Annotated in this window: 23 protein-coding genes; 13 read left to right on the plus strand and 10 right to left on the minus strand. The window is 64.6% G+C overall.

Annotated features, from left to right (window positions below):
* The first annotated feature begins 1 nt into the window (after position 1).
* A complete protein-coding gene (locus tag NE547_RS08295; RefSeq protein ID WP_256175334.1) occupies positions 2-553 on the plus strand; it encodes an NTP transferase domain-containing protein in 552 nt (183 codons plus the stop codon).
* A gap of 34 nt (positions 554-587) precedes the next feature.
* On the opposite strand, the gene NE547_RS08300 is transcribed toward NE547_RS08295, so the two are convergent.
* The 5 genes from NE547_RS08300 to NE547_RS08320 are packed head-to-tail and all read right to left on the minus strand — an operon-like array spanning position 588 to position 3,688.
* The gene (locus NE547_RS08300; protein WP_186907370.1) at positions 588-869 is read right to left on the minus strand and encodes a thioredoxin; all 282 of its coding nucleotides are present in this window, start codon (positions 867-869) and stop codon (positions 588-590) included.
* Positions 866-1,615 carry an XdhC/CoxI family protein gene (locus tag NE547_RS08305; protein WP_186907371.1) on the minus strand — a complete coding sequence of 250 codons (750 nt, stop codon included), beginning with the start codon at positions 1,613-1,615 and terminating at the stop codon, positions 866-868. The genes NE547_RS08300 and NE547_RS08305 overlap by 4 nt, the downstream gene beginning before the upstream one ends.
* Positions 1,603-2,406: a selenium-dependent molybdenum cofactor biosynthesis protein YqeB gene (gene yqeB, locus NE547_RS08310; protein ID WP_186907372.1), complete on the minus strand. Its 804-nt coding sequence runs from the start codon at positions 2,404-2,406 to the stop codon at positions 1,603-1,605. The genes NE547_RS08305 and yqeB overlap by 13 nt, the downstream gene beginning before the upstream one ends.
* Positions 2,394-3,116, minus strand: coding sequence for a selenium cofactor biosynthesis protein YqeC (gene yqeC / locus NE547_RS08315; protein ID WP_186907373.1), 723 nt, complete (start codon positions 3,114-3,116; stop codon positions 2,394-2,396). The genes yqeB and yqeC overlap by 13 nt, the downstream gene beginning before the upstream one ends.
* Positions 3,117-3,121: 5 nt before the next feature.
* Positions 3,122-3,688 carry a manganese efflux pump MntP family protein gene (locus NE547_RS08320; RefSeq protein WP_256175337.1) on the minus strand — a complete coding sequence of 189 codons (567 nt, stop codon included), beginning with the start codon at positions 3,686-3,688 and terminating at the stop codon, positions 3,122-3,124.
* A gap of 257 nt (positions 3,689-3,945) precedes the next feature.
* Here NE547_RS08320 and NE547_RS08325 point away from each other — a divergent pair, with 257 nt between their 5' ends.
* Positions 3,946-4,389, plus strand: a complete 444-nt coding sequence (locus NE547_RS08325; protein WP_186907375.1) for a nucleoside deaminase — start codon at positions 3,946-3,948, stop codon at positions 4,387-4,389.
* A gap of 491 nt (positions 4,390-4,880) precedes the next feature.
* Positions 4,881-6,194, plus strand: coding sequence for an MBL fold metallo-hydrolase (locus NE547_RS08330; RefSeq protein ID WP_256175339.1), 1,314 nt, complete (start codon positions 4,881-4,883; stop codon positions 6,192-6,194).
* A gap of 255 nt (positions 6,195-6,449) precedes the next feature.
* On the opposite strand, the gene NE547_RS08335 is transcribed toward NE547_RS08330, so the two are convergent.
* From NE547_RS08335 to NE547_RS08355, 5 genes are all read right to left on the minus strand, one after another.
* The gene (locus tag NE547_RS08335; RefSeq protein WP_186907377.1) at positions 6,450-7,442 is read right to left on the minus strand and encodes an ABC transporter permease; all 993 of its coding nucleotides are present in this window, start codon (positions 7,440-7,442) and stop codon (positions 6,450-6,452) included.
* Complete coding sequence (locus NE547_RS08340; protein WP_186907378.1) at positions 7,439-8,527, minus strand: ABC transporter permease; 1,089 nt, start codon at positions 8,525-8,527, stop codon at positions 7,439-7,441. Before NE547_RS08340 ends, NE547_RS08335 begins: the two co-directional genes overlap by 4 nt.
* Complete coding sequence (locus NE547_RS08345) at positions 8,527-10,068, minus strand: ABC transporter ATP-binding protein (protein WP_369807603.1); 1,542 nt, start codon at positions 10,066-10,068, stop codon at positions 8,527-8,529. The genes NE547_RS08340 and NE547_RS08345 overlap by 1 nt, the downstream gene beginning before the upstream one ends.
* Before the next feature lie 227 nt (positions 10,069-10,295).
* Positions 10,296-11,576: a BMP family ABC transporter substrate-binding protein gene (locus NE547_RS08350; RefSeq protein WP_186907380.1), complete on the minus strand. Its 1,281-nt coding sequence runs from the start codon at positions 11,574-11,576 to the stop codon at positions 10,296-10,298.
* A 299-nt stretch (positions 11,577-11,875) separates the two neighbouring features.
* Positions 11,876-12,448, minus strand: a complete 573-nt coding sequence (locus tag NE547_RS08355; protein ID WP_256175341.1) for a xanthine phosphoribosyltransferase — start codon at positions 12,446-12,448, stop codon at positions 11,876-11,878.
* Between the two features lie 274 nt (positions 12,449-12,722).
* Between NE547_RS08355 and NE547_RS08360 the strand changes: the two genes are divergently transcribed.
* The 10 genes from NE547_RS08360 to rsmG all read left to right on the plus strand — a co-directional run bounded on the left by NE547_RS08360 (position 12,723) and on the right by rsmG (position 21,687).
* Positions 12,723-14,384, plus strand: a complete 1,662-nt coding sequence (locus NE547_RS08360; protein WP_256175343.1) for an S-layer homology domain-containing protein — start codon at positions 12,723-12,725, stop codon at positions 14,382-14,384.
* Between the two features lie 38 nt (positions 14,385-14,422).
* Positions 14,423-15,286 carry a YitT family protein gene (locus NE547_RS08365; protein WP_256175345.1) on the plus strand — a complete coding sequence of 288 codons (864 nt, stop codon included), beginning with the start codon at positions 14,423-14,425 and terminating at the stop codon, positions 15,284-15,286.
* 266 nt (positions 15,287-15,552) lie between these two features.
* A complete protein-coding gene (locus NE547_RS08370; RefSeq protein ID WP_256175347.1) occupies positions 15,553-16,365 on the plus strand; it encodes a ParB/RepB/Spo0J family partition protein in 813 nt (270 codons plus the stop codon).
* A gap of 184 nt (positions 16,366-16,549) precedes the next feature.
* Positions 16,550-17,323 (plus strand): ParA family protein, encoded by a 774-nt coding sequence (locus tag NE547_RS08375; protein ID WP_256175348.1) that lies wholly within the window; start codon positions 16,550-16,552, stop codon positions 17,321-17,323.
* A gap of 21 nt (positions 17,324-17,344) precedes the next feature.
* A complete protein-coding gene (locus NE547_RS08380) occupies positions 17,345-18,232 on the plus strand; it encodes a ParB/RepB/Spo0J family partition protein (RefSeq protein WP_256175350.1) in 888 nt (295 codons plus the stop codon).
* Entirely contained in the window at positions 18,229-18,804 is a 576-nt protein-coding gene (locus tag NE547_RS08385) for a hypothetical protein (protein ID WP_256175352.1), read from the plus strand. The genes NE547_RS08380 and NE547_RS08385 overlap by 4 nt, the downstream gene beginning before the upstream one ends.
* Positions 18,805-18,888: 84 nt before the next feature.
* Positions 18,889-20,205 carry a serine--tRNA ligase gene (gene serS / locus NE547_RS08390; RefSeq protein WP_256175354.1) on the plus strand — a complete coding sequence of 439 codons (1,317 nt, stop codon included), beginning with the start codon at positions 18,889-18,891 and terminating at the stop codon, positions 20,203-20,205.
* Between the two features lie 3 nt (positions 20,206-20,208).
* Positions 20,209-20,631, plus strand: coding sequence for a large conductance mechanosensitive channel protein MscL (gene mscL / locus NE547_RS08395; RefSeq protein WP_186907387.1), 423 nt, complete (start codon positions 20,209-20,211; stop codon positions 20,629-20,631).
* The gene (locus NE547_RS08400) at positions 20,624-20,980 is read left to right on the plus strand and encodes a hypothetical protein (RefSeq protein WP_186907388.1); all 357 of its coding nucleotides are present in this window, start codon (positions 20,624-20,626) and stop codon (positions 20,978-20,980) included. The genes mscL and NE547_RS08400 overlap by 8 nt, the downstream gene beginning before the upstream one ends.
* The gene (rsmG, locus tag NE547_RS08405) at positions 20,977-21,687 is read left to right on the plus strand and encodes a 16S rRNA (guanine(527)-N(7))-methyltransferase RsmG (protein WP_186907389.1); all 711 of its coding nucleotides are present in this window, start codon (positions 20,977-20,979) and stop codon (positions 21,685-21,687) included. The genes NE547_RS08400 and rsmG overlap by 4 nt, the downstream gene beginning before the upstream one ends.
* Positions 21,688-21,768 lie beyond the last annotated feature (81 nt).

Raw genomic sequence — 21,768 nt, forward strand, 5'->3', positions numbered from 1 at the left:
GGTGCTGCTGGCCTCCGGCGCGGGACGGCGCTTCGGCTCCAACAAGCTGCTGGCCGACTGGCATGGGGCGCCGCTGATATGCCGCGCCCTCTCGGCCGTCCCCCCCGCCCTGTTTTCCCGCGCGGCGGTCTGCTCGCCCTATCCCCGGGTCCTTGCGCTGGCGGAGGTGGCCGGCTTTCTTCCGCTGCGCAACGCCCACGCCCGGGAGGGGGTCTCGGCCTCGATCCGCCTGGGCCTGGGGGCCATGACGGACCTGGACGGGGTGCTGTTCGCCGTGTGCGATCAGCCCTATTTGACTACGGAAAGTATCAAACGCCTTCTTGATTCCTTTTCGGAATCAAAAGAGGCCGTCTGCGCCCTGTCCTGGCAGGGCAGGCGGGGCAATCCCGCGGTCTTTCCCTCCAGTCTGTTTCCGGAGCTTCTCGCCCTTTCCGGCGATACGGGCGGCGGCGCCGTCATCCGCCGTCACCCGGACCGCCTGCGCCTGGTCGAGGCCCGTACCCCCCGGGAGCTGGTGGACGTGGACACGCCCACGGATCTCTGCGGGATTTAAAGCGCGCCGGGCGTTTGCCCGGCGCGCACGCTTTTTATACGCCGATCTGTGCGTTCTCTTCCAGAGCGGCCCGGAAGACGGCCTCCACGTCGGCCCGCTCCGCATGGCCCTCATGGACCTTTTCCCCGCCCACGTAGTAGCAGGGCACATAGTAGTAGTCGAAGGAGTCGGCATAATCCGCCTCCGCCCGCTCGTCCACGATGCGCAGGGGGACCTCCCGCCACTGGGGCCGTTCGGCCAGAAGCTCCTGCTGATAGGCCAGCGCCAGCTTACAGTGGGGACAGCCCTTCAGAATAAACAGCTGGATCTCTTTCATCTTCGCACCTCAAATTCCACGTCGATCTTGCCCCCGCACACCATCCCCAGCTCGGCGGCGGCGTGGGACAGATCATAGTGTTTCCGCAGCGGGCCTGCGCCATCCCTCCAAAGGGCCTGGGCGTCCAGCGTGACCTGATGCTCCACCGCGCCGCCGCCCACGGTGCCGACGCTTTGCCCGTCGGGCCGCACCAGCATCCAGGTCCCAACGCCCCTGGGCGCGGAGCCGCTCTTTTTCACGATGGTGCACAGCACCCCCGGCCCCTCCGGCGGCCGCACCGCGCCGGGACCCAGCCGGGCGCGGACCTGGATAAGCTCGGCCGCGATGGATACGGCGATCTCCGCCGGGGTCTGGGCCCCGATCTCCAGGCCGATGGGAGAATAGACCTGCTCCAGCACGCTGCGGGGCCAGCCCGCCTCCTCCAGCGCGGTCATCACTGCGGCCACCTTGATCCGGCTGCCGATCATGCCCACATAGGCCCGTTCATGCCGCAGCACCCATTCCAGGCAGGTACGGTCGAACACATGCCCCCGGGTAAGGATGACATAATAGTCCTGCGCCCCGCCGCCCAGCTGATCCAGCGCCTCCAGGAAGGGCATGCACAGCACCCGCGCCATGGGGAACCGGTCTGGATTGGCAAACTCCGGGCGGTCGTCGATCACCGCCAGCGCGAAGTCCAGCCGCTGGGCGATCTGGGCTACCTGCAGGGACACATGGCCGCCGCCGCACAGGATCAGCCGTTCCATGCTCCGCCCCTCCTTCCAAAGTACAAAAGTCCCTCCAGCACGCCGCCGCCGATGGCGCGCGCCTTGTCGGAGACGGTAAAGCAGTGGCGCGCCTGGCACCGGGGATCAATGTCTCCGGCCTTCATGCCCTCCTCCACCGTCAGTCCCGCCGGGAGCATGCCCCGGACGATGCCGGTCAGCTCCGCGCAGGCCACCGCGCCGCCCACCCGGGCCACGGGCGTCCCCTTCGTCACCGGCTGGCCGATCCGGGCCAGCGGCTCGAAAATCCCCCGCGCCGGGGCGCGGATGATGCGCTCCCGCGTATAGCCGCCGATCTCCCCGGGCACGCCGGTATTGGGGATGGCGCCGCCCTCGGTGAGCAGCCGCCCCAGATCGTGGCCCCGCATGGTCTCCACCACGCCGTGGCAGTCCGTCCCGGCCGCAAAACCCGGCCCCAGGGCCAGCACCACGGGAGCGTCGGTAATGCGGGTGCCGGTGTTGCGCTTGGCCAGGATGGCGTCCACCAGCGCGTCAAAGGGCAGCGCGTGCAGAATTTCCGCCGCCGGATCGGCCAGCACCGGGATCTCCCCCGCCGTCAGAACGCGTCCGGCCTCCTCCGCCCCGGCCGCACGGCGGGCGGTGACTCCCTCCACGGCGCAGGCCCCGTCATAGATGCACTGGCAGAACGCCACGCTCCTCCGCACGGCGGTAGGCTGCTCCAGATCGGTCATGATCACTGAAAAGCCCGCCCGGTACAGCCGCAGGGCCGTGCCGGTGGCCAGGTCTCCCGCGCCTTTGATCAGAACCAGCATGCCCCTCCACGCTCCTTCTCCGTATAGTGGGTCACGGCGGCGCGCACGCCCCGCTCCCCCAGCAGGCGGCAGATCTCCGCCCCCCAGGCCGCCCGCTGCGGCGTGTCCGCCTTGTTCAGCAGGCACCGAAACGCCATTCGCTCTCCCAAGCCCTTGCGCCCCCCCAGCGGGTGCGCCAGCAGCAGCGCCACGTCCTGCGCCGTCACCGGCGCTTCCATGGACTTGCCCAGCAGGGCGCACACCCGCTCCGGCCGGTGGCAGACCGCCCCGATGGGGGCGCCTACGCTGTCCAGACCCGCCACCGCCACCACTGCGTCGGCCGCCGGCGGGATCACCGGTTCGTGCTCCGCCGGCGCCTTCAGCGGCCGCAGCCGGGCGCCGTCCGCTTCCGCAATCACCACGCCGGCCACCGCGCGGCACACCGCCACGCTGCCCGCCTCAGAGAGCTTGTCCGGGCGCAGGAAGCGGCCCAGGGTGATCACGCCGTGCCGCGCCAGCAGGGCGCGCAGGCGCTCCGGGTCCGGGTCGTCGGTCAGCGGCAGGCGCGGGTGGGGCATGATATGCGTGGTGGTGGTGACGATCACGGTGCGTCCCGTATCCCGGGCCTGCCGGGCCAGGGCATACATGGTGGAGGATTTGCCCCCCGCCCCCACCAGGGCGACCGCACGGTGCTCCGCCATATCCAATCCCAAAAGGCCCCACGTGTCCATACGCCTCACCCCATCAGATGCTCACACAGGATCTTGACGCCGATACCGATGAGCACCAGTCCGCCCACCAGCTCGGCCCGCCGCTGGAACAGGCAGCCCAGCCGCCGGCCGACCAGTCCGCCCACCACGGAGAGGACAAAGGCCACGATACCGATGATCCCGGCCGAGGAGAGGATATCCACCGGCATAAACGCCATGGATACGCCCACCGCCAGCGCGTCGATGCTGGTGGCAACGGCCAGTACGCACAGGCGCCGGGCAGACAGGTCGCCCGGGGCTTCCTCTTCCCCGCCGCAGCCTTTTCGCAGGGATTCCCATACCATCTTCCCGCCGATGAGGGCCAGCAGGGCGAAGGCGATCCAGTGGTCCACCGCCTCTATGTACCGGCTGACGCTGCTGCCCAGGGCCCAGCCCAGCAGGGGCATGAGGAACTGAAACGCCCCGAACCAGCAGCCCATCTTCACAGCCTGCCTCCAGCCGAAGCCGGGCACGGAAATGCCGCTGGATACCGACACGGCAAAGGCGTCCAGCGCCAGGCTCACGGCAATGAGAAAAATCGCGATCAAATCCATCACCTGCACAAAAAGTTTGGTTGGCAGAAGAAACCGCCGATCCCATCGCCGTGTGCGCACCGGTGGGGATCTGGGTCCGGCCGGGCAAACGCGCAGGAATACGGCCGCGCTTCAAGGCGCCTTGCGCCGCCCGGGCAGCGTTCCTCCGGCCAGATGCGCGTGGGGAGCAATCCGGCGGTTCTTTTCAATTGATTCTAGCACATTTCCCGTTTATATGCTATAACAAAAGGGCGAACGCCACAAAAAAGGAGGGCCCCATGGAACCGAGAGAGTATATGCGCCAGGCGCTGGAATTAGCCCGCCAGGCCATGGAGGAGGGCGAGGTGCCGGTGGGCTGCGTCATCGTGCGGGACGGCGCGGTGGTCGGCCGGGGCCGCAACCGGCGGGAAACGGAACATACCGCCCTGGGTCATGCGGAGCTGGACGCCATCCGCCAGGCCTGCGGCGCCCTGGGGGGATGGCGGCTGAGCCGCTGCGCCCTGTATGTGACGCTGGAGCCCTGCCCCATGTGCGCCGGGGCCATCATCAACGCCCGCATCCCCGCCCTCTATTACGGCGCGAAAGACGAGAAGGCGGGCTGCTGCGGTTCGGTGCTCAACCTGTTTGAGGAACGCTTCAACCACCACCCCCGCATCTACGGCGGCGTGCTGGAGGCGGAGTGCTCCGCCCTGCTCCAGTCATTCTTCCAAAATCTACGCTGAGCGGCAGCGCTTTTTTATGGATTTCATACTTTCGTAACAAACCAGGCTACCTTTTTTAACAACCCCCTGGTACGATAACACTCGCAAGAGGCAATACTTCTTTTCATTCTATCCTCCAATCACCGGAACGGGCAGCGGCGAACGCCGCTGCCCGTTCCGGATACAGGCGGCTCTTTTCGCCTGCGCCGTGCCGGGGGCGGCCCCGGGCGGCGCCCTTCGGCAGGCCGATCACCCGGGCTTGTCAGCGTTTTGGAGCAGATTACGGGAACTTTACATAAAAAAGCGAAGATTTAAAGCTTTTGTAACAAATCCCGTTTTATTCATTAACATCTTCCGGTTATGATAATACTTGCAAGAGACAGTTTCTTTTCATTTCATTGTATCCTCTTTCCTTCGGCAGGGCCGGACGTCAGGAGCAGGCGTCCGGCCCTTGTCGTATTTTCTTTTTCCCGCGTCTGTGGTATACTTTTCGCAAAGGGAAGGTGAAGCATATGCAGCTGCGGGTGAAACGGGTCAAATTTGGGGATTGCGCCCTCTTGGAGACGGAGAGACGGCGGCTGATCGTGGACTGCGGAAGCGACAACCGGGGCGCCCGCCCGGCACAGGGAAAATCGCGCTTTGCCTACTCGGCCATCCGGAGCGCCATCGACGACGATCTGCCCACCGACCTGCTGGTCTCCCACTTCCACAGCGACCACTTCTGCGGCTTTTTGCGCCTGCCCGAGCCGGGCACGCTGCTGTGCGCCGCGCCCCCCATTGAGACCGCCTGGCTGCCCTGGAGTCTGCTGAAAAGCGGACAACCTGCCTTTTCCGGGGCCATGGCCCGGCTTTTGGCCGTGGCCCCCGCCAACTCCTACGGGTTCCGGCTCACCCGCCAGATCCTGGACCTGTTCCAGCATCTGACGGTATGCGCCCGGCGCATCCGCTTTGTCCGCACCGGCTCCCGCATCCCGCTGGACGGGGCGCACCTGCGGGTGCTTTGGCCCCAGGTGGAGTTCCCGCTGATGGTGCGCAGCAAGCCGGGCAAGGGCCCCTTCTTCCAGCATTACTGGGATGAGGGCTCCGACGCGGAGCGCTTTGATTACGACCTGTACCCTTATCAGGAGATGGAGGCCCAGGCGGAGACGCTGTTCCTCGGCCTGCTGGAACGGCTTGGCCCCCGCCGGGGCGATCTGCTGGAGGCCCGATGGGGCGTTCAGTCCGCCCTGAACGCCTATCTGGAACTGCTGCACCAGGAGCAGGCCCCCCAGGGGGCCCCGGCGGAGCGGTTTCAGGCGCTGCGCGCCTCCATGGGACCCCTTCTGGCCCTCCATGACGCTCTTTGGGCGGATCTGGCCCGGCCCGGCGCGCCCCAGGCGCTGATCGCCGATCTGAAGGGATTTGCCAAGGCGCAGTACCACCGGCTGGTGGACGGCCTGAACGCCATGAGCGTGGTCTGCGACCTGGAGGACCGGGTCCTCTTTCTGGGGGACGCTCCGCCCCATGTGGTGGATCACATCCACGGCAGCGGCGCAGGCTTCCGCCGGTTCTACCAGGTGGTCAAGCTCCAGCATCACGGAACCGGTGCGTACTTTACCCCGAAAACGCCCGCCGGCGACCACTACATCCTCTCCAACGGCGGCTATGAGCGCCGGAAGGTGGGCGTCAATCCGATCAAAAGCCTGACCCGTCAGCCCTCCTGCCTGCTTCACTGTACCGACGCCCACGACGACCCCGCCCGGTTCTGCCGGTACGCCCGGGACTGCGGCGGCTGCTCCCCCAACTGCCGCCCCGTCACAGGGGACGAGCTGGTGCTCCCCCTGTAGCAGGGCGCGCCCGAGGGGCCGCCGCCCGCTGCCGGAGGCAGACGGCTTTCCCACCGGTGGGCGCACCGGCGGAAACGGACGGAACGCGCTCTCCCGCAAACGCGCCCCAGGTCCATGGCTGGACCTGGGGCGCGTTTGCCTGTCGAAAAAACCTCCTGGGGAAGGGCCTCGCAGAGTTCCGCCGCCCGCAGGAGCAAGGGAGGCTCCCCTGGGGATGCGCCTTGGAACGGGCCCTTCTCATGCCGGCCGGCCCCTTTACCGTTCCTCCCGGAAATAGGCCAGCCCCAGGCTTGCGGGGGGCTGCTTGTCTTTGCTGTTGCGCAGGCTGGTGAAGATGAGCACGATCACCGTCACCACATAGGGCAGGATCTTGTAGAGCTGATCGGGGATAAAGGGGACCTGCAGGCGCAGATAGAGGATCATCAGCCCGCCGAAGAGGATGGAGCCCCAGATGGCGTTGAGGGGGCGCCACAGGCAGAAGATGACCAGCGCCACGGCCAGCCAGCCCTCGCCGGCGAGGCCTTCGTGGTTCCACACGCACCCGGCGATGGTGGTGATATACACCATGCCGCCGATGGCGGAAATGCCGCCGCCGATGACGGTGGCCAGGTACTTGTTGCGCGTGACGTTGATGCCCGCCGCGTCGGCGGTGGCGGGGGACTCGCCCACGGCGCGGAGATAGAGCCCCGCCCGGCTGCGGTTCAGGAAAACGGCCATGACGACGGCCACCGCCAGGCCCAGGTAGACGAAGATGTTCTGGCCGAAGAGCAGCGGGCCCACCACCGGCAGCTTTTGCAGCGCCGCCGGGAAGGGGGAGTTGGCGAAAACCGCCTTGAGCTCATTGCTGATGGCTACGTAGCCGCCGGAAGTGACGCGCATGTACTCGCCGATGAACTGGCCCGCGCCGGTACCGAAGATGGCCAGCGCCAGACCGGTCACGTTCTGGTTGGCCCGCAGGGTGATGGTGATGAAGCTGTAGATCAGCGCGCCGAACGCGCCGCCCAGGAAGGAAAACAGGATGGCCAGCAGCACGGCCACGATCCCGCTGGCGCTGCCGCCGGAGAGCTGCTCATAGTAGAACGCGGCTCCCAGTCCCATGGCGCCGCCCATATACATCATGCCCTCCACGCCCAGGTTCAGGTTGCCCGACTTTTCCGAGAGGATCTCCCCCACGGTGCCGAAGAGCAGGGGCGTACCGTTGAGCACGGCGGCCATGATGAGCAGCAGGACCGGACTTTGGTTGATCATGCTCCGGTCACCTCCTTATGGCCGCCCCGGAGGATCAGCCGGTAGTTGATGAAAAATTCGCACCCCAGCATACAAAACAGGAAAATGCCGGTGATGATGTCGGAAATGGAGGCGGGCACGTTCATACGGGTCTGAAGGGTATCCGCGCCCTTCTCCAGCACCGCCAGCAGGGCGGAAATGCCGATCATGGCGAAGGGGTTGAGCTGGGCCAGCCACGCCACGGTGATGGCGGTGAAGCCCACCCCGGCGGCCACCCCGTCATAGAGGGTATTGTTGGCGCCCGAGGCCACGATGAAGCCCACCAGGCCGCTGATGGCGCCGGAAAGGAACATGGTGCGCATGATAATGGCCCCTACGTTCATCCCCGCGTACCGGGCGGTGTTCTCACTCTCCCCGATGACGGCGATCTCATAGCCCTGTTTGGTGTACTTCATGTAGATGAACATGACCACCGTCAGTACCAGCACGATGATCCAGCCGCAGTGCACGCCCAGCACCTTGGGCAGGACGGCCTTGGAGTCAAACTGCGGAATGATCTGGGAACCGGGCCGTCCCTCCCAGGGACCGCCCTGGAGCCAGCGGACCACGCCGATGATGATGTAGTTCATCATCAGGGTAAACAGGGTCTCGTTGGTGCCCCACTTGGCCTTGAAGAAGGCGGGCACCAGGGCCCATATGCCCCCCGCCACGGCCCCGGCCGCCGCCATGACCAGGATCAGGGCGGGCCCGGGCAGGCGGTCGGCCCAAAACAGGGCAAAATAGCTGGCCGCCACGGCGCCTGCGGTGATCTGCCCCTCGGCGCCGATGTTCCAAAAACGCATCTTGAAGCAGGGCGCAATGGCCAGCGCGGTACCCAGCAGCGGGATGGCGATCTTTACGGTCTGACGGATGGCGGTGGACTTGCCCAGCGAGCCGGAAAGGATGGTCCCGTAGGCGGAGATGGGGTTATTGCCCAGCACCAGGAAAATCAGCGCGCCCAGCAGGATCGCGGCGATGAAGGAACTGCCCCGGATGCACCACACCTGCCAGGCGGGCATGGCGTCCCGCTTGGCCAGGCGGATCAGCGGTGTTTTCACTTCGTGCATCACGCGCCCTCCTTTCCGCCCACACGGGTCATCATCAGGCCCACCTGCTCCTTGGTGGCGGTGCGGGCGTCCACCACGCCGGAGACCTTGCCGCCGCAGAGGACCAGGATACGGTCGCACAGCTCCAGCAGCACGTCCAGGTCCTCCCCCACGAAGATGACGGCCACGCCCTTTTTCTTCTGCTCGGTCATCAGGTTATAGATCGTATAAGAGGTGTTGATATCCAGGCCGCGCACGGCGTAGGCGCTCATGAGCACAGTGGGCGAGGAGGCGATCTCCCGGCCGACCAGGACCTTCTGCACGTTGCCGCCGGACAGCCGCCGCACCGGGAAATCCACGCTGGGGGTGACCACCTCCAGGCTTTCCTTCACCTTCAGCGCCAGTGCGTTGGGGTCCTTTCGATCTACAAATACGCCCTTGCCGCGCCGCCAGGAGCGCAGCATCATGTTCCCCGTCATGCCCATGCCGCCCACCAGGCCCATCCCCAGCCGGTCCTCCGGGACGAAGGCCATGGCCACGCCCGCCTGCTTGATCTGCATGGGGGTCTTGCCCACCAGTTCCTGGGGCCCGGCTCCGTCGGGGGTATAGCGGATGGAACCCGCGGCGATGGGATAGAGTCCGGCGATGGACTCCAGCAGCTCCCGCTGGCCGGAGCCGGCGATGCCCGCGATCCCCAAAATCTCGCCGCCCAGGGCCGTGAAGCCCACGCCGTCCAGCTTCTTCACACCCTCGGCGTCCAGCACGGTCAGGCCCTCCACCGTCAGGCGGGGCTTGGGGTCCACCGGGTCGGGCCGGTCGATGTTCAGGGTGACCGCGTGGCCCACCATCATATCGGTGAGGGCCTGGGGATCGGTCTCGGCCGTGTTCACGGCGCCGATGTACTGCCCCTTGCGCAGCACCGCCACCCGGTCGGAGATGGCCATGACCTCATGGAGCTTGTGCGTGATGATGACGATGGCTTTTCCGTCGGCCTTCATCGTACGCAGGATGGCAAAGAGACGCTCGGTCTCCTGAGGGGTGAGCACGGCGGTGGGCTCGTCCAAAATGAGCACGTCGGCCCCCCGGTAGAGCACCTTCACGATCTCCACCGTCTGCTTTTCCGACACCGACATGTCGTAGACCTTCTTGTTGGGGTCGATGCCGAAGCCGTATTTATCGCTGATGGCCTGGACCCTGGCCGCGATCTCCCGCCGGTCCAGCCTGCCGCCGTCGTGCAGGCCCAGGGCGATATTTTCCGCCGCGGTGAACACGTCCACCAGCTTATAGTGCTGGTGGATCATGCCGATGCCGTTGGCATAGGCGTCCTTGGGGGAGCGGATGGCCGCCGGCTTGCCGCCCACCAGGATCTCTCCCTCGTCCGGAAAATAGATGCCGGAGAGCATGTTCATCAGCGTGGTCTTGCCGCTGCCGTTTTCCCCCAGCAGGGCCAGGATCTCCCCCCGGTCCAGGGTCAGGTCGATCCCGTCGTTGGCCACTACCTTGCCGAATCGCTTGGTGATATGCCTGAACTCAATCGCATGGACAGTTTCCAAGGCTGTCATCCTTTCTGTTCCGGGCCCGGCGCCGGACCCGGTCAATGGAACAGCGCCGTATCTCTGAAACGCTTCTTTTCCTATGGTATCAAAACCGCGGGCCCGGCGCAAGGGTGTAGCACGATTTTTTCCCCCGGCACAGCCAAAGAATTGCCCGGGCGGCGCCGTCCCGCCGTCCGGCAATGGAAAAGGCGGGCTGCAGAAGCAGCCCGCCTTTGGGTATTGGGTCAAATTGCTTAGAACGCGGAATTCAGCCACTCGATGCCGTCGATCTGGAGCGCGAAGTAAGGAGCGGACTGGAAGTAGGACTCGTGGTAGGCGCCGTCAAACACGGCCTCCTCGGAATCGGGGGTAAAGTCGCCGTCGGTGTCCAGCGCGAAGGAGGCGGTAACCTCTTCGCCGCCCACGGTGAAGGTAGCGGTATCAAAGACCTGCAGCGCGCCGGTGCGGATGGCTTCCTCCACCTCGGCCAGCTTCTCGGCGGTGCCGGCGGCGGCGATGTCCTCGTTCAGCGGGGTCATGACCACGGCGCCCTCGTCCATGCCGTGGCACCAATCCTGGTCAAAGCTCTCGCCGTTGACGACGGCCTCGATGGCGTACTCAAAGTACACGGACCAGTCGATGCGGGTGCCGATGATGGAGGCCTCGGGCGCCACGCCGATCATATCGTTGTTGTAGCCGGTGTGGAACGCGCCCTTGGACTGGGCGGTGGTGGCGGGGGTGGTGTTGTCGGAGTGCTGGGAGATCATGATGCAGCCCAGGTCGCACAGCGCGTCGGCGGCGTTGCCCTCAGCGGTGGCGTCGGACCAGGAACCCACGAACTGGACCTTCATGGAGACAGAGGGACACACGCTCTTGGCGCCCAGATAGTAAGCGGTAAAGCCGGAGATCACCTCGGCGAAGGAGTAAGCGCCCACGTAGCCGATCACGGCCTGGTCGGCGGTGATGTCGCCGTTGTCGATCAGCTCCTGCATCTTCATGCCCGCGGCCACGCCGGCCAGGTAGCGGCCCTCATAGATGTTGGCGAAGGCGTTGTGGGTGTTGTCCAGACCGTCGTTCCAGGAAGCCTGGTTGGTGCAGGAAATGAACTCAATCTCGGGATAGTCGGGGGCGACCTTGAGCATAAAGGGCTCGAAGCCGTAGGAGTTGTTGATGATCAGCTGGCAGCCCTCTTCGGCCAGCTCGATATTGGCGTCCTCGCAGGAGCTGTCCTCGCCGATGTTGTACTTGACGACCCACTCCACGTTGATGCCCTTGGCGGCCAGCGTCTCGGTGACGGCCTCCTTGCCGCGGATGAAGTTGTAGGTGTAGCCCTGGTCGTTCTCGTCGCCGATGCAGATCAGGCCGACCTTGACGGTCTTGGCCTCGGGGGCGCCGGTCTCGGGCGCGGTGGTCTCGGGCGCGCCGGTTTCAGGCGCGGTGGTCTCGGGCGTGCCGGACTGGCCGTTGCCGCCGCAGGCAGCCAGTGCGAAGACCATGGAGCAGGCAAGCAGGAGCGCGAGCAATCTCTTCTTCATTTCTGGGTTTCCTCCTTAATTATGTAAGATCAGGTTTCCGGTACCACTATTTAAAAACGGCTGACACAGCCGGGATCAGCAGAACGTCACGCCGTCCTCCACGCTCATGGATTTGATCCGCGCCGGAGATCGCCCGGGCCGCCGGAGCCGGCCCGGGGTCCCAGAACCGGCTTCACATGCTCGGCGGAAGTGAATCCCGCCTGCGCCAAGGGGTTTCCAACCCCTTGCACGCGCTGCCGCGCGCCCCGCCCTGCGGGGGCGGGTGGAATCTCTGGCCGGGGAAACGGCGGTCTTCCGCCTCAGCAGAACGCCACGCCGTCCTCCACGCTCATGGATTTGATCCGCGCCAGAGATTCCACGCGCACGCCCATGGAGCGGATCAGGTCGCCGCCGGGCTGGAAGGCCTTCTCGATGCAGATGCCCGCCCCCACCAGGGTGGCGCCCGCGTCCTCCACCAGCTTGATCAGCCCCTGCAGGGCGCTGCCGTTGGCCAGGAAATCGTCGATGAGGAGCACTCGGTCCTCCGGGTGCAGAAACTCCTTGGACACGATGATATCGTACACCTTCCCGTGGGTAAAGGATTCCACCTTGGAGGTATACACGTCTCCCGCGATATTGCGGGTCTTGTTCTTTTTGGCAAAGATCACCGGCACATGAAAAAACTGCGCGCTCACGCAGGCGATGCCGATCCCCGACGCCTCAATGGTCAGGATCTTGGTGACTGCGCAGTCCCCGAACAGACGCAGAAACTCCTTTCCAATCTCATTAAACAGCTTCACGTCCATCTGATGGTTCAAAAAGCTGTCCACTTTGAGCACGCCGCCCTCCCGAATCCTGCCGTCCTGCCGGATGCGATCCTCCATGAGCTTCATATCCGCGTCTCCTTATTTCTGTATTACCGTCCCCATCGGAAAAACTTACTTTCATTTTACCGCAAACACACACGTCACTTCAATTAATCATATTCTATCAAAAATGCCGCCGTTCGTCACCCCTTTTTGGAAATTTTGTGGAGGGTCTTTTCCCCTGTCCGTTGCGTTTTTCGACGATGTCTGCTACAATGCAGACATCGTGGCCGGCCGGAACAGACCCCGGGCCCGCTCCGGCCGCCCTATCCGGATCCGTCCAGTGCCTAAGGAGGCTATTATGAAACGTCGTACGCTTTCCGTTCTGCTCGCCCTGGTCCTGCTGCTCTGCGCGGCGCCCCTCTCTCCGGCCGCCCGCGCCTTTTCCGACGCGCAGGGCAGCTGGGCCGCTGACGTCATTGAGAAGACCCGCTCCTACGGTCTGATGGAGGGCTATGCCGACGGCACGTTCGGCGTGGGCCGGGACATTACCCGCGGGGAGTTCGTCACCATCCTCTGCCGTATGTTTTCCTGGGAAACCGTCACTCCGCAGGCCCCCTCCTATATCGACTGCGCCGCCGGCAAGTGGTGCTATTCCTATGTGGAGACCGCCCGCGCCCACGACGTGATGGACGCCAGCGGCGCGTTCCGCCCCGACGATTACATCAGCCGGGAAGAGATGGCGGTGATGCTGGTGCGCGCGCTGGGTTATTCCACCCTGGCCCAGTCCCTGTCCTCCCTGGCCCTTCCCTTCACCGACGTAAAAAGCAACACGGGCTATATCGCCATCGCCTACGACATCGGCATGATCACCGGCGTGACCGCTTCCGACGGCAGCCTGCGCTTTCTCCCCCACAACTCCGCCAAGCGGGAGGAGGCCGCGGCCATGCTGGTGCGGGTCTATGAGCGCTACACCTCCAAGATCGACTGGCTCCACGGTTTTTACGCTTTTTCCTCCTACAGCCAGATTAACCTGGCCTCCTCTCTGGACGCCCTCAGCGTGGGCTGGGCCCGGATGGAGTTCGACGCGGAGGAGGGCCCCCGGCTCAACTCCACCAGCGCCAACAACAACGATTGGGTCATGCCCTCCGACCCCACCCCCGCCACGGACTATTTCAACCAGCATCAGATCCCTTACAACCTGAACGTCTACGCCTCCGCCGCCGACCGCGTCTCCCTGGCCGACGGGAGCAGCACCTCCACCGTGGCGGCCCTGACCTCCAGCGCCGAAGCCCGCGCCCAGGCGGTCTCCCTTCTGGCCGCGGCCGCCGCCGGTTACGCGGGGGTGACCCTCGACTTTGAGGGACTCAAGGGGGATACCCTCAAAACGGACTACGTGTCCTTTTTGACCCAGCTGCGCGCCGCTCTGCCGGCGGACAAGACCCTCTACGTCTGCGTGCAGCCGGATACCTGGTACACCGGCTTCGATTACCGGGGCCTGGGCGCGGTGTGCGACAAGGTCATCCTCATGGCGCACGATTACCAGTGGACCGCCGCCGAGACCGCCAAGCACGTGGGCACCGCCAATACCGACTCCCCCGTCACCCCCTTTGCCGGCGTGTACGAGGCCCTGCGGGATCTGACCGACCCGGACACGGGCGTGGCCGACCGCAGCAAGATCGCCCTGGCCATCTCCTTCGGCACCGCGGGCTTCCGGATCGACGAAAACGGCATCCTGCTGGAGGGCGTTGTGTACCACCCCGCCCAGGACGTGCTGCGCGCCCGTCTGGCCCAGCCCGGCGCCGTGGTGGAGTACAGCGAGCGTTACCGCAATCCGGCGGTCACCTACACCACGCAGGACGGCGCCCGCTACCGCGTGTGGTATGAAAACGAGCAGAGCGTGCTGGACAAACTAACGCTGGCCCGCATGTTCGGCGTCACCGGGGTCTCCCTCTGGCGTCTGGGCGCCATCCCCGCCTCCACCGGCTACGATGTGTGGAGCGCCATCCAATCCCAGCGCTGACCCGTCCCTCTACCAAATCACGAGGAGGCATTCCCGCCATGAAGCCTGACTGGAAGCAGACCCTGCACACCTACCTGCTGATGACGCTCGGCACCGCGCTGGTGTCTGTGGGGGTCTACTTCTTCAAATTCCCCAACAATTTCTCCATGGGCGGCGTATCCGGTCTGGCGCTGCTGCTGGGCCAGTTGGTGAACGTGCCCCGGCTGACCCCCTCGGTCTTCAACGGGATCATCAACCTGGCGTTCCTGCTGCTGGGGTTTCTGCTGCTCAACCGCGGCTTCGGCGTGCGCACGGTGTACTGCTCCCTGCTCTATTCCGGCCTGGTGCAGATGTTCGAATGGGTCTTCCCCATGCACGCCCCGCTGACCGGTCAGAAAATGCTGGAGCTCTTTTTCGCCGTCATCCTCCCCGCATTGGGCTCGGCGATCCTGTTCAACATCAACGCCTCCACCGGCGGCACCGACATCGCCGCCATGATCCTGAAAAAATTCTCCGGCATGGACGTGGGCCGCGCCCTGCTGGTCTCCGACGTGGCCATCGCCGCCGCGGCCCTGTTTCTCTTTGATATCGAGTCCGGCCTTTTCTCCCTGCTGGGGCTGGTGTTCAAATCTGTGCTGGTGGACAGCGCCATCGAATCCTTCAACCGCCGCAAGGCCTTTTTCATCATAACCTCCGACCCGGAACACGTCTGCGCTTATGTGACCCATACCTTGGGCCGGGGGGCTACCCTCTGGAAGGCGGAGGGCGCCTATACCCACGAGGTGCATCACGTGGTGCTCACCGTTCTCTCCCGGACGCAGGCCGTGGCGCTGCGCCAGCACCTGAAGCAGACCGATCCCCACGCCTTTATGATCGTGGCCAATTCCAGCGAGATCTTCGGAAAGGGCTTTCTGCGGGCTTAGGCCCTCAGGCGCCCCTCTCTTTTCGCGCCCCTGGAAGCGCGCCCTGCGGCGGCCAAACGCCTGCGCAGGGCGCGCCCTTTTGCAGGAACGTTTTTTCCCGCATCGGCTCAGGCCTTTTGAACCGCCGCAGCCGCGGGCCGGATCGCCCGGTCCGCGGCTTCTATTTGGAAAATATTTCCCATCCGACGCCGTTCGCGCTTTTTTGCGGCATAATATGGTAATATATGGTTATCAGACAAGCCGCGTGTACGAAGGAGGGCGTGATCATGCCGCTGCTGCGCAAAAAAGGGCTGCTGGAGAGCAGCCGGGTCCTGTTCCTGCCCCTGTCCGAGATCTCCCCCAACCCCAATCAGCCCCGACGGAACTTTTCCCAGGAGGGCCTGGTGGAGCTGGCCGCCAGCATTCAGGAGCACGGGGTGCTTCAGCCGCTTTCCGTGCGGCGGGCGGCCGGAGGCTACGAGCTGATTGCCGGGGAGCGGCGTCTGCGGGCCTCCCGGCTGGCGGGGCTGAAGGAAGTGCCTTGCATCCTGCTGGGGGTGGACGAGGAGGCCTCTTCCCTGCTGGCGCTGGTGGAAAACCTCCAGCGGCGGGACCTGGACTTTTTGGAAGAGGCCAACGCATTGTCTGTTCTGATCCGTACCTACCACCTGTCTCAGGAGGAGGCCGCCCGGCGCATCGGCAAATCGCAATCGGCGGTGGCCAACAAGCTGCGGCTGCTCCGCCTGGCCCCGGAAGTCCTTACGCTGCTGCGGGACAGCGGCTGTACCGAGCGCCACGCCCGGGCCTTGCTGCGGCTGGAGGACGGCGCCCTGCAGTGGACGGCCGCTCAGACCATTGTGCGGGACGGACTTACGGTGGCCCGCACCGAGCAGCTGGTGGAGCGTCTGCTGTCCCGCGGCGGAGCTTCCGCTCCCCGGCGGCCCACGTTTGTGATCAAGGACATTCGGTTTTTCCTCAACACGATTACCCGGGGCGTGAGCCTGATGCGCACGGCCGGCGTGGACGCCGCCTGCGACCGGCAGGAGACGGCCGACACCATTTTGCTGACGATCCGCATTCCCAAGCAGGCCAGAGCCTGACGCCGCCGGGAACGAGCTGCGCTGTTTCACGTGAAACAAGCGCAGCTCATTTTTGTCCCGTTTCACGTGAAACAGCGGTCCGTTTTTTATTTCCGGGCAAAACAGGCGAATTCCTGTTGAATTCAAGGCCCGCTGGCATTATAATAGGTCTTGTCCGTTTGAACTGAGAAAAGGCAGGTGTGCTATGGCGAAGACCATTGCAATCGTGAATCAGAAGGGCGGCGTAGGCAAGACAACGACCTGTGTCAATCTCGCGGCCGCCCTGAAAAACCTGGGGCTGCGGGTGCTGGTCTGTGATTTTGACCCCCAGGCCAACAGCACTTCCGGCTTTGGGGTGGACAAGACCAGCTCCCCCAACATTTACGACGTGCTTTTGAACGGCGCGGACCCGGCCAAAGCCGTGGCCGCTACGGTCTACGGCGACGTGCTCCCCTCCAGCAAGGCGCTGGCGGGCGCGTCCATCGAGATGATCGGCCTGGAGCGCCGGGAATACCAGCTTCGGGAGGCCCTGGACCAGCTCAAGGCGCGGTACGACTACATCCTGATCGACTGCCCCCCCTCTCTGGAGCTGCTTACCCTCAACGCCCTGTGCGCGGCGGATACGGTGCTGGTGCCGGTACAGTGCGAGTATTACGCCTTGGAGGGGCTGAGCGACCTGCTCTCCACCATCCGTATTGTCAAGCGCTCTCTGAACCCCGAGATCGCCCTGGAGGGCGTGGTCCTCACCATGTACGACGGGCGCACCAACCTGTCCATGCAGGTGGCGGAGGAGGTCAAACGCCATTTCCCCGGCCAGGTGTACGCCACCGTCATTCCCCGCAACGTTCGGCTGAGCGAGGCCCCCAGCCACGGAAAGCCGGTCTGCGCGTATGACGCGCTTTCCCGGGGCGCCGAGGCCTATGACCAGCTGGCCCGGGAGCTGGTGGAGCACAACCGCTATGCCGTCACGCGGGTGTGACGGGCAGAAAGGATTGACATTATGGCATCTGAACGCGGCCTGGGCAAGGGCCTGGGCGCTTTACTGGGCGATGCCGCCCTGCAGACACAGGAGGCAGGCTCCCTCTCCCTCCCCATCTCACAGGTGGAGCCCGGGCTCAAACAGCCCCGGAAACGCTTTGACGACGAGGCGCTGGCCGACCTGGCCGATTCCATCCGGCAGCACGGGGTGATCCAGCCGTTGACCGTGCGCCGCCTCTCCTCCGGTTATTATCAGATCATTGCCGGGGAACGGCGCTGGAGGGCCGCCAAGCTGGCGGGCCTCAGCGAGGTCCCGGCCGTCATTATTGAGGCGGACGACCGCAAGGTCATGGAGCTGGGCCTGATCGAAAACCTCCAGCGGGAGGACCTGAACCCCATGGAAGAAGCCGGAGGCTACCGTGTGCTCATGGAGGAGTACGGCCTGACGCAGGAGGAGGTGGCCCAGCAGGTGGGCAAATCCCGCCCCGCCGTGGCCAACGCCCTGCGGCTGCTTTCCCTTCCCCCCTCCCTGCATCCGCTGCTGGAGGACGGCCAGCTTTCCGCCGGACACGCCCGGGCCATTCTCTCGGTCCCATCGCCCCAGCTTCAGGAGAAGCTGGCCGACAAGGTGGTCGCCGAGGGACTCTCCGTCCGCCAGACCGAGGCCCTGGCCAAACGGCTCGCGGCGGGCGAAGCCACCCCCCCGCCCCGTCCGGAGGGCCCCGATCTGAGCATCTATCTGAAGGAAGCGGAACGGACCCTGGGCGCCCGGTTCGGCCGGAAGGTCAGCATCGTCTCCGGAAAGCGCAAGGGCCGGATCGAACTGGAGTATTATGGCCCCGACGACTTGACCGCGCTTCTCGATCTGTTGGAGAAGGCCCCCTCCGCCGGAAGGGGGGAGCTGCTGTGAGCGCCGAACGCGATCCGCACCAGGGCGGCGCGCTCCAGCACGATGCGGAGCACGAACGGCCCCATAAAAAAAACTCCGTCCTCTTCTATTTGATGATCCTGTTTGCCGCCGCCTTTCTTCTGCTGCTGCTCTCCTATTTTATGCAGCAGCGGGCGAATCAGGAGGCCCTGGACGATCTGGAACAGACCTCCAATTCCGCTGTGGAATCGCTGGAGAACCTGATCGCGGAGCGGGACGCGCTGAAGCTTCAAGTTTCCGCGCTGGAAGCGGAGCGCGATACGCTCCAGGCCGAATGGGAGGCGTCCGCGGATACCGCGCAGAAGGCCCGGGACGGTCTGATGGCGGCCATGGATCAGGTGGATGCGCTGAACAAACTGAATCAGCTGCGCACCCTTTATAATCAGCGGCGCTATTCCCAGGCCCGCACCCTGCTGGCCGAATGGGAGGCCGCCGCTCCCGGCGGGCTGGAAGCCTCCCTCCAGGCGGTCAGCGACGCTATGGGTCCCGCGGAACGGGAGCTTTACGACCCGCTGGAGGCCTACCGCCAGCTGAGCGAATGGCTGGAGCAATGACAAGACCACTGTTTCACGTGAAACAGCGGGGCGGGCCCCGCGCAAACAAACGACCCAAGTAATGACAAGAAAGGCGGATAAACCATGATCGATCTCAAGTTCCTCCGGGAAAACCCCGAGGCTGTCAAAGAGAATATCAAAAAGAAGTTCCAGGAGGAAAAGCTGCCCCTGGTGGATCAGGTGCTGGTCCTGGACGCCGAAAACCGGCGCACCATCCAGGAGGCCCAGAACCTGCGCACCGCCCGAAACGCCCTGTCCAAACGGGTCGGCATGCTGATGGGCCAGGCCAAGAAAGACCCTTCCAAGCTTGCTGAGGCCGAGCAGGCCAAAGCCCAGGTAAAGGCCAACGCCGACCGGCTGGCCGAACTGGAGCAGGAGGAGGACCGGCTGGCCGGTGAGATCCGCAGGATCATGCTGGTCATCCCTCAGATCATCGACCCCTCCGTGCCCCTGGGTCCCGACGACTCCGCCAACGTGGAGGTAGCGCGCTTCGGAGCGCCTCTGGTGCCCGACTACCCCATCCCCTATCACACCGAGATCATGGAGTCCTTTGACGGCATCGACATGGACGCAGCCGGGCGGGTGTCCGGCTCCGGCTTCTACTACCTGCTGGGCGACATCGCCCGCCTGCACGAGGCGGTCCTGGCCTACGGCCGCGACTTTATGATCGCCAAGGGCTTCACCTACTGCATCCCCCCCTTCATGATCCACGGCAACGTGGTGGAAGGCGTTATGAGCCAGACCGATATGGACGGTATGATGTATAAGATCGAAGGCGAGGACCTGTATCTGATCGGCACCTCCGAGCACTCCATGATCGGCCGCTTTATCGACCAGATCCTGCCCGAGGACAAGCTCCCCCAGACCCTCACCTCCTATTCCCCCTGCTTCCGCAAGGAAAAGGGCTCCCACGGCATCGAGGAGCGGGGCGTCTACCGCATCCATCAGTTCGAGAAGCAGGAGATGATCGTGGTCTGCAAGCCCGAGGACTCCATGCAGTGGTACGAGCAGATGTGGCGCTACTCCGTGGAACTCTTCCGAAACTTTGACATCCCCGTGCGTCAGCTGGAGTGCTGCTCCGGCGATCTGGCTGACCTGAAGGTCAAATCCTGCGACATCGAAGCCTGGTCGCCCCGGCAGCAGAAGTATTTTGAGGTCTGTTCCTGCTCCAACCTGGGCGACGCCCAGGCCCGGCGGCTCAAGATCCGGGTCAAGGGCGAGGACGGCAGGACTTATCTGCCCCATACCCTCAACAACACCTGTGTGGCGCCGCCCCGCATGCTCATCGCCCTGCTGGAAAACAACCTTCAGGCCGACGGCAGCGTAAGGATCCCCAAGGTGCTCCAGCCCTATATGGGCGGCAAGGAGCGGCTGCTCCCAAACAAAAAGAAGGAGGACTGAAGTATGAGCAAGCAAGAGAAAACCACCGGCTTTTTCGCCGAATTCAAGCAGTTCATCGCCCGTGGCAATGTGATGGATATGGCCGTGGGCGTCATTATCGGCGGCGCGTTCAAGGCCATTGCCGACTCCCTGGTGGCGGACATCATCAACCCCATCCTGGGCATCTTCGCCGGAGGAAACAGCGACCTGTCCAATCTGGCCCTCCATCTGCCCGGCGGCGGGGATCTGATGCTGGGCAACTTTATCAACGCCATTTTGAACTTCCTCATCATGGCCTTTGTGGTCTTCTGCATCATCAAGGGCCTCAACGCCTTCCACCGGAAGAAGGAGGAGCCCGCCGCGCCCCCCGCGCCGCCGGAGCCCTCCGCGGAAGAGAAGCTGCTCACGGAGATCCGCGACCTGCTGAAGGAGCAAACGGATGCCTGAGCCGCGCCAGGACCGGCCCCAGGACGAAACGGAACCCTATGTCCCCGCCTCCCCCGTCAAGCGGATCCTCGCCTGGACGGGCGTGGCCTATATGGTGATCTTCGTGCTGCTCAATCTCTATCCCTTCTTTCGGGGCGGCGAATACCTGCGGGGCGTCGGTCCCCTGCTGGTCTGCCCCGGCTGTCTCGGGCTGGGCGCCGTGGCCGTCTGGCAGCTGCGCCAAAAGGAGTGCGCCTCCAGCCGCAAGGCCGCCATGCTCGCCCTGGCCATTGCCTGCGCCGTCGTGCTGATACTGGGCCTGCTGGACGGGCTTCCCGCTCTGGTGGCCGGGCTGGGAGGACACGCATGAAGGAGCGTATCGAACGGGGCCTGACTGCGCTGGGGATCGACGCCCCCGGCGGGGCGGCGGCCCTTGCGGAATACGGCCGCCTGCTGCTGGAGCAGAATCAGGTCATGAATCTGACCGCCATCACCGCGCCCGATCAGGTGGCCGACCTGCACTTTTTGGACTGTGCGGCGCTTTTGAACGCGCCGGGGATCTCCTTCGCCGGAAAATCCCTGATCGACGTGGGCACCGGCGCCGGCTTCCCCGGTCTGCCGCTGCGCATTCTGGAGCCCACAATTCGGCTCACCCTGCTGGACAGTCTGGGCAAGCGGGTCTCCTGGCTGGAGCAGGCCTGCACCGCCCTGGGCGCCCAGGATGTGAAGTGCCTTCACGCCCGCGCGGAGGAACAGGCCCTGCTGCCCGGCTTCCGGGATTGCTTCGATCTGGCCGCAGCCCGGGCGGTGGCGCCGCTGGCGCTGCTGTGCGAGCTCTGTCTGCCGTTTGTGGCGGTGGGCGGCTTTTTCCTGGCCATGAAATCGGTGGACTGCGGCGCGGAACTGGAGCAGGCCGGACGCTGTGTCTCCCGTTTGGGGGGGCGGCTGCACAAGAGCTGGGACTACGAAATTCCCGGTGCGGGCGTGGCCCATCGTCTGGTTATTGTGGAAAAGATTTCCTCAACTCCCAAGGGATATCCCCGCCGTTGGGCAAAAATTCAGAAAGCCCCGCTTTGACGGTAATTTTGCCGCCATTTTGCACAAAAAACGATTGATTCGTTTGACAAACCATGCTATTCTATAAATTGGAACGGACAG

This window comes from Flavonifractor sp. DFI.6.63 (assembly GCF_024462255.1).
Lineage (GTDB): Bacteria > Bacillota > Clostridia > Oscillospirales > Oscillospiraceae > Lawsonibacter_A > Lawsonibacter_A hominis.